This is a genomic window from Janthinobacterium sp. Mn2066 (assembly GCF_049319705.1).
Classification (GTDB): domain Bacteria; phylum Pseudomonadota; class Gammaproteobacteria; order Burkholderiales; family Burkholderiaceae_D; genus Janthinobacterium.
The window spans coordinates 86,455-98,492 of the sequence record NZ_JBMOUF010000003.1; the positions used below are offsets into that span (position 1 = coordinate 86,455).

The window sequence follows — 12,038 nt, forward strand, 5'->3', positions numbered from 1 at the left end:
TCTCATTTTAATGAGAATCATTATCATTACGTTTAATTGTCGCGCAAAGAACGGAACTTTGCAAGCGATTTGATGAAACGTACGTTCAAAAGCGGGCCCCGGCGGGCGACAGGGAACCGGGGCCGACACCGCATGTTTGCAGGCTTACAAGGGATTTCTCCTATGAAATGGCGATCCTGCCGCCAAATAAAAACAATTCGCATTCATGTTTATAATGCTGGTATTGTTTTGCACGGTCGCCCCCTGCATACTTCCGCGTTGGCCCGGTTGTCGGTATTCCACAACACCACAACAGGCGATGGAATACCCCTCTCTATGAACGGAATTGCCCATGACTCAAGTTCCACCCCTGATGACGCTCGATGCGCTGGCAGTCGGCCAGAGCGGCACCGTGTTACATATCACGCCGTTCGCGGCAGACCAGATGGAGGGCGGCGTCGACCTGGCCCGGCGCTTGATGGAGCTGGGATTCGTTCCCGGCGAGCATATCCGCATGCTCAAGCGCGGCATTCCCGGCGGCGATCCGCTGGCCATCAAGGTCGGTAATGCCACCTTCGCCCTGCGCCGCTTCGAGGCCGCGCTGATTACGATTCAACCGTCGATTCAACCGGAATAAATATGGGTGCCGTAGAAACTAGCGTAGGATCAGGTGTACAGAAGTCGCCGCAGCATCCACAAATCGCCCTGCTGGGCAATCCGAACTGCGGCAAGACTGCCCTGTTCAACCGTTTGACAGGCGCGCGCCAGAAAGTGGCGAACTACGCCGGCGTGACCATCGAACGCAAGGAAGGCCATTTCACTTCGCCCGCCGGCAAGCCGGTGCGCGTACTCGACTTGCCGGGCGCTTACAGCCTGTCCGCCACCACCCCCGATGAAGCGATCACGCGCGACGTGGTCGGTGGCATGCGCAAGGGCGACCCCCGTCCCGACGCCATCATCTGCGTGGTCGACGCCACCAATTTGCGCCTGAACCTGCGCCTGGTGCTGGAAGTCCAGCGCCTGGGCCTGCCGATGCTGCTGTCGCTGAACATGACCGACGTGGCGCGCAAGCGCGGCATGGTGATCGACGCGGCCCGCCTGTCCCAGGAACTGGGCATGCCCGTGGTCGAGACGGTCGCGGTGCAGCACGATGGTGAAAAGGCCCTGCTCGCAGCGATCGACGCCATGCTGCCTTTGCCGCAGGTGGACGCCAAGCCGCTGTCGGCGATCGACGCCGTGCCGGTCGAAGAAACGCAGCGCGAAGTGCGCCGCATCCTGTCCATCGTCAGCAATGACGTGCGCGACAGCGGCAACCTGACGGAAAAAATCGACAATGTGGTGCTGCACCCGGTGTTCGGCCCGATCATCCTGGCCGTGCTGATGTTCCTGATCTTCCAGGCCGTGTTTACCTGGGCCACCACGCCGATGGACATGATCACCGACGGCATGGGCCAGCTGGGCGCCCTGCTGACGGCACATATGCCTGACGGTTACCTGAAAAGCTTGCTGGTCGAAGGCGTGATCGGCGGCGCCGGCAGCGTGCTGGTATTCCTGCCGCAAATCCTGATCCTGTTCTTCTTTATTCTTAGCCTCGAAGACTGCGGCTACCTGCCGCGCGCGGCCTTTTTGCTGGACCGCATGATGGGCGGCGTGGGCTTGTCCGGCCGCGCCTTCATTCCGCTGCTGTCGAGCTTTGCCTGCGCGATTCCCGGCGTGATGGCGGCGCGCACCATCCAGAACCCGCGCGACCGCCTGGTCACCATCATGATTGCGCCCTTGATGACGTGTTCGGCGCGCCTGCCCGTGTATGCCCTGATCATTGCCGCCTTCATTCCGGAACGCCAGGTGTGGGGTTTCCTCAGCCTGCAAGGCCTGGTGCTGTTTACCTTGTACTTCGCCGGCATCGTGTCGGCCATGGCCGTGGCCTGGATCATGAAGCGCGGCATGGGCACCGGCGGCAAGCAGGCGCTGTTGCTGGAACTGCCAAGCTATCACTGGCCGCATCTGCGCAACCTGGCCGTGAGCCTGTGGGAGCGCGCCAAGATCTTCCTGACGCGCGTCGGTACCATCATCCTGACCCTGATGATCATCCTGTGGTTCCTCAGCACCTTCCCTGGTCCGCCGGACCACGCCACCCATCCGCCTATCTACTACAGCATGGCAGGTATCCTGGGCCGTGGCCTGGAAGTGATCTTTGCGCCTATCGGTTTCAACTGGCAGATCTGCATTGCGCTGGTGCCGGGCATGGCCGCGCGCGAAGTGGCGGTCGGCGCCCTGGGCACCGTGTATGCGCTGTCGCAAACGGGCGATTCGCTGGCCACCGCACTGAGCCCCTTGATTTCCCAATCGTGGCCACTGTCCACCGCCTTGTCGCTGCTGGCCTGGTATGTGTTTGCGCCACAGTGTCTGTCGACCTTGTCGGTGGTCAAGCGTGAAACGGGCGGCTGGCGTTATCCACTGATCATGGCCGGCTATATGTTTGCGCTGGCCTACGGCGCGTCCTTCATTACCTACCGCGTCGCCCTCATGTTCGGAGCCTAGGAGCTAATTATGTGGCAAACCATTATCGTCGCCCTGATCGTCGCAGCCGCCATGCTACATTTTTCAACCAAGTATCTGCCGGCCGGCGTGCGCCGCGCCATCGTGCGTGGCCTGGTGCGCTGCGGTCTCGATGAGGCGAAGATGTCGAACCTCTTCAAGGTCGCGCCAGGCTGCGGCAGCGGTTGCGGTTCCTGCGGTTCCTGCGATACGCCTGAACCGCCGGCGAACACGCCGCCCGCCGATGGCAGCACCAAGCGCGTCATCATGATGCACGTGCAGCGCTAGTCGCCTTCAGGGGTGCGCTGATACCAGGTAGAGGCGCACCAATGCACGTATCTCCGCCAGCAGCATCCTGCGCATGGCGGGTTTTTCATCGCTGGCAGTCGTGATCCCCTTGAGAAGATGCAGGACGACGACTGCCGCGACCTTCGATTTCGCCGGCGTCAGGCCGTGCAGCGCCTTGCGCAGTATTGCCGCCATGCCATCGCGCATGGCGGCGCGAAATTGAAGCCGGCCTTCCTCGCGCCCGCCGCGCTCCTCCACCAGGCTAATGGCAAAGCTGCGCTGCGACTGCAGCGCAAGCATGAAATCCACCAATGCATCGGCCACGCCATCGGTGCCCATGCCCGATACTGTTTGTTCCAGTTCAGCCAAACCGCTGATGACCTGCTGCGTGTACTGCAGCAGCAGCGCATCGGCCAGTGATTCTTTGGACGGAAAGAAGCGGTACAGCGAGCCGATGGCCGTTCCCGAGCGCGCTGCGATCTCGGTCATCGTCGCGCCCTCAAACCCTTTTTCCATGAATATGTCGGCGCCCGCCTCGATGATGGCGGCGACGCGCAGATGACCGCGCTGTCTTTTTGGCGCTTGCGCGCCCGTGACTGGTAAATTTGGCATAAGTCGGAAGGTGCGCTGCGCGTGCAACGCGAAAGGTAGTTGTAAATATGAGAGATGATCCTCTCATATTTTGCAGCATAGCGAAAGCAGCGGAAAGACGGGTGTACGCCATGCAACTAATAAAGTTCGGTTGAGATATGCGAGGATATCCTCTACAATCCAGTTATGCGAATATATCCTCGCATAACTGGATTGCCGTTATGACCTGTTTTTCTTACTCTGACAGAGGTACTGCATGCACTACATCGCACTGTTGTTGACCGGAGCATTACTCTGCAATTGCATCCCGCACCTGGCAAGCGGGCTGAGAGGCGAATGGTTTCCCACGCCCTTCGCCACGCCCAGGGGCGTCGGGCGTTCATCACCGCTGCTCAATTTTATCTGGGGCACGGCCAATGGCGTGGCTGGCGGACTTCTGCTGGCTCATCAAGGCATGCCGGCGGCCATCAGCCCCGCATCACTCTGCCTCCTGCTCGGCTTCCTCGCCATGGGCGGATATCTGTCGCGCCACTTTGGCAAGGTGCGCCTATCGTCGCAATGGCATGGATGATGGGGGCTGGCGGGTAGCCACGAGCGGCTGCCTGCGCTACACTGGGTACTTCCGCATCTGACGCATCTGACAAGGAGTGGCAATGGCGATACTACTGACGTTCATGTTTCTGTTTGCGATTGCCACCTGGCTGCTGGCCACATGGCGTGGCCGGCGCGGCGGCGTGTGGTTCGGCATCGGCCTGTTCCTGGGGCCGTTCGCCTTGCTGGCGGTGGCGACCTTGCCGGCCGTAGCGCAGCGCTGAATCCCGGTCCGGCACATAAAAAAACCCGCAGTTGCGGGTTTTTTTACGCCTGCAAGCAAGATGGCTTATGCCTTGCCAGCCAGTTTTTCCACCACCGGCGCCAGCGCGGCCGGACGGCAGCCGAACGACGCCAAACGGCCCTGTGCGTCGGGCGCCAGGTCCAGGTCGTAGGGCAGGCGGCCCGCCACCAGCCACAGTTTGTCGTGCGGCAGGGCGCCCACCAGGCGGCGCTGGCCGTCGACGAACATGGCATTGTACGTCTGCAGCACGATTTGCTGCGCGCCCTGGGCGAAGGCGATGGCGGCATCGACTTCATCGTCCAGCGCTTCGGCCGACAGCGCATATTCGCGCACGTCCAGTCCCGCTTCCAGCAGCGCCGGCAGCATGGAGCTGCGCGCTTCCTTGTTGCGGCCCAGCGCCACCTCATCGATTTCGCTGCGCGAACGCACTTCCACCGTCAGCAGGGTGACGGGCTGGCTGGCGTCCAGTGCCCGGAAAGTACCTTGCACGCGCAGCGCCGCCTTTTGCAGTTTGTGTGACAGGGCCATCGCTTCCGGCTGCATCAGCGCCGGTGGCGCCACCGGGCGTTCGCGCCAGTCCTGCACTGCCTGCACGCGCTTGAGTTCAGCGATGCGCGCCAGCGCCTCATCGATGCGGGCGATCTCGATCTCGCCCTTTTCCACCGCTTGCAGCACGGCCTCGATGGCGGCGTGCTGCTGTTCTTCACGGTGCGAAATGAGGACGATGTCGGCGCCCGCCTGCAAGGTGGCAATCGCGCCCTTCGGAATGCCGATGCCTTCCGAGATGGCGGCCATTTCCAGGCAGTCCGAAATCACCACGCCCCGGTAGCCCATTTCGCCGCGCAGCAGATCCGTCAGCACGGCCTTCGACAAGGTGGCCGGCACGCTGGTGTCGGCTTCGAAGGCAGGGAAGACTACGTGCGCAGTCATGATGGCGTCGACGCCGCCGGCAATCGCCGCGCGGAACGGCGCCAGTTCCACCGCGTGCAAACGTTCCTTATCGTGCGGCACCAGGGCCATCGCGTAGTGCGTGTCGACGGCCGTGTCGCCGTGGCCGGGGAAGTGCTTGGCCGTCACGGCAATCCCGCTGGCGCGCTGGCCGCGCATGGCGGCCGTGCCGTATTCGATGACGGTGGCGGCGTCTTCGCCATAGGCGCGCACGCCGATCACGGGGTTCAACCGGTTGTTGTTTACGTCGAGCACGGGCGCGAGCAGCATGTTGATGCCGATCTGGCGCATCTCGTCGCCGCTGACGCGGTTCATGCGTTCACAGTCTGCGACGGAACCGGCCGCCTGGAAGGCCATCGCGGCCGGAATCGGCGTGACGCCCTGTTCGATGCGCATCACCATGCCGCCTTCCTGGTCGATGGAAATGAGCAGCGGCGTGTCGGACACTTCCGCATTGATTTCCTGCAGTTCGCGGCACAGGCTTGATACCTGCGCCGGCGTGTGCACGTTGCGGCGGAACAGGATCACACCGCCCACTTTCTTTTGTCGTATCAGGGCCTTGATATGGTCGTTCGCCTGCAGGGCGTCGAAGCCCACCATGAATAACTGTCCTACCTTTTCCCGCAACTCCTGCTCCATGTTACTGCTCCTCCGTCTATGTTTTATGCTATCGATGATGAATGTGATACTACGGTCAGTCTTGCCAGTCGCGCAGGCCCAGCAACTGCTCACCCAGCGGACTCAGTTGCGCCATATGATACTTTTTTTGTTCCCACTGCCGTGGATCGCCGTGCAGGCTGTAGCCTTCCGGGGCCAGCCGTTCGCGCCATGCGCGGATGCGCCAGTCGCGCAGGGTGGTATTGTCGGGCTGCGCTGGCATCATGGAAATGTATTGTGCCAGCCTGACCTTCTCCTTCGACGTATTTTGCCGTATGCCGTGGCATAGCTTGCTATTGAAGATCAGCAGATCGCCCTTTTGCAGCGGCACCCGCACCTTTTCCAGCGCTGCCACGTCGGGCCGGTACCAGTCCCAGTTTGCCGGCTGGTCGCGCCGCCATGCGTCGTAGTTGCGGAACAGTTCAGGGATGCAGATGAAGCCGCCCACTTCCTCGTCCGTCTGGTCGCTGATGGACAGCACGCCCTGCACGTTTTGCGGGTCCGTATCGGGGTCGTAATCCCAGTGCATGAAGCTCTTGAATTCAAAGCCCGGCTCCGGCGGCAGGTTGAAATTCATGCGGTCGATCGAGACCCACAGCTTGTGCGTGCCCCACACGTCGGCAAAGGCGTCGTGGATGCGCTGCGTCTGGCGCGTGTCCCACAGATACTGATGGTGATACAGCTCGATCATGCCCGCATTAAAACTCAGTTCCGTCTTTTTCAGCAGCGACTTGGCGGGTGGATACCAGGTCGACGGATCGGCCGGATCGAGTTCCTCGAATTCCCACATCAGCTGCTCCAGGCGCGCGATCTTGTCCAGTTCCGCCGCCTGCTTGATGACGATATAACCGTTGTGGCGCCAGAAGGCCCAGTCTTCTTCGGACAGCACGCGCAGGGGGGCGTCATCGTCGCGCGTATTGAGGCGAAACGCCTGTTTGGCTACCGTCGACAGGTTGCGCGTGGCGATGCTGTTCTTGTCGATATTGTCGATTGTGTTCATGTCACGTTCCTCCGTGCTGTCAGGTCATAAGCGAGAAAATGCAGGCGGTCGAAAAATACGGGGTAGGCGCCGTCGTAGCGGCCCAGCGATACAAAGCCCTGTTTCAGGTAGATGGCAAAGGCGTCGCCCTGTTCCCATACGGCCAGCACGATGCGCGGGCTGTGTTTTTCCTGCGCCAGCGCGCGCAAGCGGGCGAACAGCGCATGGAACAGGCCCTGGCCCCGATAGCCTTCCTCGATGGCCAGGCTGGCCACGAACAGGTCGTCGGGGCGCGCATGGGCATCGATAAAGGCTTCATATTCGGCATCCATGCTGCGCATCTCGTCGCGGTAATATGAAACGGCAGGCAGCGCGGCGTAGTCGGCGATGGTGGCCGCGTTATAAAAGCCCGTGAAGCGTTCCCGGGCGTCGACCATGGCCTCGATATGCGGCAGGTAGGGATCGATATTCTGCCGCTGCTGCAGGGCCACCAGCGGCAGTCCCAGCTTGTTGGCGTAGGAGCAGTACTCCAGGTAGCTGGTGGCGAACAGCAGGGCCGCCATGCGCGCGCGCTGCGCGGGGCTGGTGGCGCTGCCGGGGATAAAGTGGATCTGTGTCGTCACTGTTGCCTCGCCCCTTCGGTATGCGCGTGGCCGCGCGTCTTGCGCCAGAAATTGCCGCGCTCGATATGTGCGGCATTCTTGCTGATCAGGTAAGCGCCGAACAGGGCGTTGACGCGGTCCAGCTTTTCATCGTCGGACAGGAAGGAATAATAATGACAGCTGGCCGGCTCCGCACGCAACTGGGGGGCATACGCCATGCGCGGCACTTCTTCGCTGCGGCAGATGTGCACCAGCCGTTCCAGTTCCATCGCGTCCTCCAGCTGCCAGCCACGCGCTTCCAGGGTGGCGATGCACGTTTCATAGCTGCGCTGCTCGTCCTGGTCCAGCGGCACGGGGGCATTGGTGAAAGCATCGACCACCAGGCGCATGCCATGCACGCCGCTGATCATGGTTTCGGTGTGCGGCTCGTGCAGCACGGAATGGGCCTGGGCGATGGCGTCGTAGCTGACCAGGCTCTCGCCCAGGCTTTCCTTCCACACGCCATAGGTGGCGTCATGCAGGGCCGTGGCGTAGCGGCGCGCCGCTTGCGGCTGCAGGCGTTTATCGGGTACATCGGATGGCATGGCCAGCAGCTTTGTGCACATCTGGCGCACGATGGCACGCACGGAGGGATCGTTCTTTTTGGCCACCAGCACGCCGTTTTCATCGTTGATCAGGTTCATCCAGCTGACCACGCAGCGCCGCAGCTTGCCGGTGCGGCCATCGCGCCGGAAATGCGTGTAGTCGGGCACCTCCGGCTTGGCCAGGAAGATGGTGGCTGATTTATACGGCATGGTATCGACGTCGACATAGATGCCGCCATATTCCTGCAGGATCAGCAGGCGGAAAAAGTCGGCCAGATTGACGAAATAACGTTGCGCATGCAAGGTGCGCAGCAAGGGCAACTGGGCCGGCGCCAGGCGCGCAGCCAGCGCTTCGAGACTGCAGACGCGGTGCACATGGCGGCCCGCCGCATAGTGGCCCAGCTGGTAGTCCGGGCCGGCATCGGGCGTAAACGCCGGGTCGCCGTGCAGTTGCGCGCCATCCCACACCCATAGCTTGAAGCCGTAATGAAAATCGTCGGCAGGCATCACGTCATCGATGGCGGCCTGCCATTGACTGACGGCTTGCGCCGCCACCGGCGGCAGGCTGCCCCCCATCCAGATGCGGTGGATCAGGCGTTCGCCATCCTCCATCTGCCGCGTGGGGATGCCCAGCAGGGAGGAGGTGCGCCGGGCGTCGAACAAATGAAAGTGCCGGCGCACCTGCTGCTGCAGTTCGGCCAGGTGGACCCGATAGCGTTCCTGCAAGGTGCGCAGCCAGGCATGGCCATTGTTCTGGCTGACATACTGCAGGCCGCAATACAGTTCCCACTTTTTGCAGGCGAGGAAATCGGACTTCAGGTTCTTCATCAATACTTCGTACTCGAGATCGAAATGCGGCATGCATGCTCCTCTCTGTCGGCGTCAGTAAAAAAGTCAGGCTCCGGAGGCGGCATGGGCCAGGCGCGCCTGCTGCGCTTCGTGGCGGCGCACGAATAGCTGCAAGCCCAGATAGATGCACACGGCCAGCGGCACATTGAACAGCGCGTAGGTGGAAATCGAATAGCCGTAGCGGTCGCACACCAGGTTGTACAGTTCCAGGCCGGCCGCGATATACACGCAGTACAAGAGGCTCATGGCCGACGAGGTCAGGCTCATCGACACGCCGGTGGCCATCAGCGACAGGCGGATCAGCGAGCCGTTGAACAGGCCGAAGCCGGCGGAAAAGACAAACATGCAGGCGATGAACAGGTGGCCGGAGTCGCGCAGCAAGCCCGCTCCCAGCAAGCCGATGATGGCCAGTGCGCCACCCTGGCGTATCAGCCGTTCCAGCTGCAGTTTTTTGCCCAGCCGCTGGATGGCCACGCTGCTGACGATAAAGCCCGTGAAGATCACGCACTGATAGACGATATAGGTGGTGTAGGACGCCTGCATATGCTCCATGACCAGCACGGGCGACAGGCCGATCCAGGCGGTGAGCGGCGTGATCGAGATGGCGGCAATAAAAATGCCGAACATGAATTTGCGGTTGCGCACGATGGTCAGGTAGCTGTCGCGCACCTTGGCCAGCTCGAATTTGCCTGGCGAGATCAGGCCGGTGGGCATGAATTTGTACAGGCCGATCCAGGCGATACTTCCCAGCAGCAGCGACACGCCAAAGATGGCTTGCCACGGCAGCACGTGGATGATGCCGCTGCCGATCACGGGGCCGATCAATGGCGCAAATACGGTGGTGTTCGACAAAATGGCGGTCAGCTTGACGGCGTCGCTGTCGTCGAACAGTTCATGGATCATGGCGTAGCCGATGAAGATGAAGCAGGAACCCATGCCCTGGAAAAAGCGCGCGATCAGGAACTGGTTGATATTGCTGACAAAAGGGATCGCCAGGGTGGCCAGCAGGAAGAGGGCGTTACCGACCAGCATCACCTTGCGCTTGCCGACCTTGTCGGCGATGGGGCCGAGGAAGATTTGCAGCATGCTGCCGCCCAGGATGTACAGGCTCAGCGAAAAACTGATGTTGCGGTTGGAGGCGTTGAAGTCTTTGACCACTTGCAGCATGGCCGGCATGATCATGTCGTTCGACAGATAGACGGTGAGCTCGTACAAGATGAAAAACATCGCGAAGTACAGCAAATGCTTTCTTTTTTCGAACATTTTTTTACCTGCAAGAGTAGTCCCAGCGATCGTCTCCCCTGCCGCACTACCCTGGAAGTGGTATTAAGGTGGCAGGATTTACCTTATATTTGGTATTTGATTGGATTCTATAATAACTCAAGTGGTTATTAGGTGGTATTAATTTTAAGCACGCGAAAACAGGCCGCCGAATGGGCAGCCAGAGCAGCAGGCTAGAGGAAGAATGCGGGGAGGAGGACTGGCAAAGGGCGCTGGGCAGCGTGGCTGCCCAGCAACAATCAGGTGAGAATTTTCAGGTGCCTAGGCTAATTGCTGGAACGACTCTGCCTGTGCCTTGGGCCAGTACAGGCCAAACACGGGCGGCAGCTGCGGCAACTGGCTAGGATCGAGTAATTGGCCTGCATCGAGGAAGGGCAGCAGGGCCGACACCAGCCGTACCTGGTTGGGCGAGATGCGCCGCACCAGGTGGTGCGGGCGCAGGTCTTGCGGGTGCTGCAGGCCGGCGGCGGCGATCAGTTCGGCCAGCGCCTTCATGGTGTTTTGATGGAAGTGGGCCACGCGGGTGATCTTGTCGCTTACCACCAGCGCGCGCTGGCGCTGCGGGTCTTGCGTGGCCACGCCGGTGGGGCAGCGGTCCGTGTGGCAGCTTTGCGACTGGATGCAGCCCAGCGCGAACATGAAGCCGCGCGCCGAATTGCACCAGTCGGCGCCCAGCGCCAGCAGGCGGGCGATGTCGAAGGCGGTGATGATCTTGCCCGAGCAGCCGATCTTGATCTTGTCGCGCAAGTTGGCGCCCACTAGCGTGTTATGCACCAGTACCAGCGCTTCCTGCAGCGGCGTGCCCACATGGTCGGTAAATTCCACAGGAGCGGCGCCCGTGCCGCCTTCGCTGCCGTCGACCACGATGAAGTCGGGCGTGATGCCGGTGGCCAGCATGGCTTTGACGATGCCGAAAAATTCCCATGGATGGCCGATCGCCAGCTTGAAACCGGTCGGCTTGCCGCCCGACAGATTGCGCAGGCGTTCAATAAAATGCAGCATTTCCAGCGGCGTGGAAAACGCACTGTGGGATGCCGGCGAGACGCAGTCCTCACCCACCATCACGCCGCGCGTGGTGGCGATTTCGATCGTCACTTTCGGCCCTGGCAGCACGCCGCCATGACCGGGCTTGGCGCCCTGCGACATTTTCAGTTCGATCATCTTGACCTGATCGGAACTGGCGTTGGCGATGAAGCGCTCTTCTGAAAAGGTGCCGTCCTGGTTGCGGCAGCCGAAGTAGCCGGAACCGATTTCCCATACCAGGTCGCCGCCGTTTTCGCGGTGGTAGGGACTGATGCTGCCTTCACCCGTGTCGTGCATGAAGCCGCCGCTGCGCGCGCCGCCGTTCAGCGCCAGGATGGCGTTGGCCGACAGTGCGCCAAAGCTCATCGCCGAGATATTGAAGACGCTGGCCGAATACGGCTTGGCGCGCGGGCAGTCCGGGTGGTTGCCGATCTCGATGCGGAAATTATGGTCCGTCACCTTGGCCGGCGCGATGGAATGGTTGATCCATTCATAGCCGGCTTCATACACATTGATCTGGGTGCCGAAAGGCTGCTTGTCGGTCTGTTCCTTGGCGCGCTGGTAGACGATGCTGCGCTGGCTGCGCGAGAACGGCGTCGCTTCCGTATCGCTCTCAAGGAAGTACTGGCGGATTTCGGGGCGGATGCTCTCGAACAGGAAGCGGAAATGGGCCAGGATGGGATAGTTGCGGCGCAGGGCGCGTTTGGTTTGCAGCATGTCGCTGATGCCCAGCAGGGTCAGCGCACCGGCCAGCACGGGCAGCCAGTAATGATCATAGAAAAACAGGGAAAGAACAAAGATGGCGGCCGTCGCAAAAAAGGTCAGGTAGCGAAATGATACAAGGTGCATGGGCACTCCGGTAAGGTCAGACTGATAATGCTGAG

General features: G+C 61.2%; 12 protein-coding genes. 5 read left to right on the top strand and 7 right to left on the bottom strand.

All coding sequences use genetic code 11. The features are described from left to right. Positions 1–331: 331 nt before the first annotated feature. From ACL9RI_RS06690 to ACL9RI_RS06700, 3 genes are read left to right on the top strand one after another with little or no spacing between them, the layout of a single operon-like run. Complete coding sequence (locus ACL9RI_RS06690) at positions 332–616, top strand: FeoA family protein (RefSeq protein WP_422725808.1); 285 nt, start codon at positions 332–334, stop codon at positions 614–616. Positions 617–618: 2 nt separating this feature from the next. Next, on the top strand, positions 619–2,520 hold the full coding sequence (feoB, locus tag ACL9RI_RS06695; protein WP_422725809.1) for a ferrous iron transporter B: 1,902 nt from the start codon (positions 619–621) through the stop codon (positions 2,518–2,520). Positions 2,521–2,529: 9 nt separating this feature from the next. Continuing rightward, the gene (locus ACL9RI_RS06700) at positions 2,530–2,805 is read left to right on the top strand and encodes a hypothetical protein (RefSeq protein WP_422725810.1); all 276 of its coding nucleotides are present in this window, start codon (positions 2,530–2,532) and stop codon (positions 2,803–2,805) included. A 6-nt stretch (positions 2,806–2,811) separates the two neighbouring features. Here ACL9RI_RS06700 and ACL9RI_RS06705 read toward each other — a convergent pair whose 3' ends face one another. Next, entirely contained in the window at positions 2,812–3,417 is a 606-nt protein-coding gene (locus ACL9RI_RS06705; protein ID WP_422725811.1) for a TetR/AcrR family transcriptional regulator, read from the bottom strand. Positions 3,418–3,652: 235 nt separating this feature from the next. On the opposite strand from ACL9RI_RS06705, the gene ACL9RI_RS06710 reads away from it, so the two are divergent. Further along, complete coding sequence (locus ACL9RI_RS06710) at positions 3,653–3,967, top strand: hypothetical protein (protein ID WP_422725812.1); 315 nt, start codon at positions 3,653–3,655, stop codon at positions 3,965–3,967. An 82-nt stretch (positions 3,968–4,049) separates the two neighbouring features. Beyond that, entirely contained in the window at positions 4,050–4,211 is a 162-nt protein-coding gene (locus ACL9RI_RS06715) for a hypothetical protein (RefSeq protein ID WP_422725813.1), read from the top strand. 65 nt (positions 4,212–4,276) lie between these two features. Here the strand turns inward: ACL9RI_RS06715 and nagZ are convergent, their stop codons facing one another. The 6 genes from nagZ to ACL9RI_RS06745 form a co-directional block, all read right to left on the bottom strand. Then, positions 4,277–5,818 carry a beta-N-acetylhexosaminidase gene (gene nagZ / locus ACL9RI_RS06720; protein ID WP_422725814.1) on the bottom strand — a complete coding sequence of 514 codons (1,542 nt, stop codon included), beginning with the start codon at positions 5,816–5,818 and terminating at the stop codon, positions 4,277–4,279. Between the two features lie 55 nt (positions 5,819–5,873). Then, positions 5,874–6,836 (bottom strand): phytanoyl-CoA dioxygenase family protein, encoded by a 963-nt coding sequence (locus ACL9RI_RS06725; RefSeq protein ID WP_422725815.1) that lies wholly within the window; start codon positions 6,834–6,836, stop codon positions 5,874–5,876. Next, positions 6,833–7,438, bottom strand: coding sequence for a GNAT family N-acetyltransferase (locus tag ACL9RI_RS06730; RefSeq protein ID WP_422725816.1), 606 nt, complete (start codon positions 7,436–7,438; stop codon positions 6,833–6,835). The genes ACL9RI_RS06725 and ACL9RI_RS06730 overlap by 4 nt, the downstream gene beginning before the upstream one ends. Then, complete coding sequence (locus tag ACL9RI_RS06735) at positions 7,435–8,862, bottom strand: glycosyltransferase (RefSeq protein WP_422725817.1); 1,428 nt, start codon at positions 8,860–8,862, stop codon at positions 7,435–7,437. The genes ACL9RI_RS06730 and ACL9RI_RS06735 overlap by 4 nt, the downstream gene beginning before the upstream one ends. A 33-nt stretch (positions 8,863–8,895) precedes the next feature. Further along, complete coding sequence (locus ACL9RI_RS06740; protein WP_422725818.1) at positions 8,896–10,113, bottom strand: MFS transporter; 1,218 nt, start codon at positions 10,111–10,113, stop codon at positions 8,896–8,898. A 279-nt stretch (positions 10,114–10,392) separates the two neighbouring features. Then, positions 10,393–12,003, bottom strand: coding sequence for an FMN-binding glutamate synthase family protein (locus ACL9RI_RS06745; RefSeq protein WP_422725819.1), 1,611 nt, complete (start codon positions 12,001–12,003; stop codon positions 10,393–10,395). Positions 12,004–12,038: the final 35 nt, after the last annotated feature.

Bases quoted from the DNA above. Each gene is read 5' to 3' on its own strand.
- ACL9RI_RS06690 (WP_422725808.1), top strand. From the start codon at position 332: ATGACTCAAGTTCCACCCCTGATGACGCTCGATGCGCTGGCAGTCGGC.
- feoB (WP_422725809.1), top strand. From the start codon at position 619: ATGGGTGCCGTAGAAACTAGCGTAGGATCAGGTGTACAGAAGTCGCCG.
- ACL9RI_RS06700 (WP_422725810.1), top strand. From the start codon at position 2,530: ATGTGGCAAACCATTATCGTCGCCCTGATCGTCGCAGCCGCCATGCTA.
- ACL9RI_RS06705 (WP_422725811.1), bottom strand. From the start codon at position 3,417: ATGCCAAATTTACCAGTCACGGGCGCGCAAGCGCCAAAAAGACAGCGC.
- ACL9RI_RS06710 (WP_422725812.1), top strand. From the start codon at position 3,653: ATGCACTACATCGCACTGTTGTTGACCGGAGCATTACTCTGCAATTGC.
- ACL9RI_RS06715 (WP_422725813.1), top strand. From the start codon at position 4,050: ATGGCGATACTACTGACGTTCATGTTTCTGTTTGCGATTGCCACCTGG.
- nagZ (WP_422725814.1), bottom strand. From the start codon at position 5,818: ATGGAGCAGGAGTTGCGGGAAAAGGTAGGACAGTTATTCATGGTGGGC.
- ACL9RI_RS06725 (WP_422725815.1), bottom strand. From the start codon at position 6,836: ATGAACACAATCGACAATATCGACAAGAACAGCATCGCCACGCGCAAC.
- ACL9RI_RS06735 (WP_422725817.1), bottom strand. From the start codon at position 8,862: ATGCCGCATTTCGATCTCGAGTACGAAGTATTGATGAAGAACCTGAAG.
- ACL9RI_RS06740 (WP_422725818.1), bottom strand. From the start codon at position 10,113: ATGTTCGAAAAAAGAAAGCATTTGCTGTACTTCGCGATGTTTTTCATC.
- ACL9RI_RS06745 (WP_422725819.1), bottom strand. From the start codon at position 12,003: ATGCACCTTGTATCATTTCGCTACCTGACCTTTTTTGCGACGGCCGCC.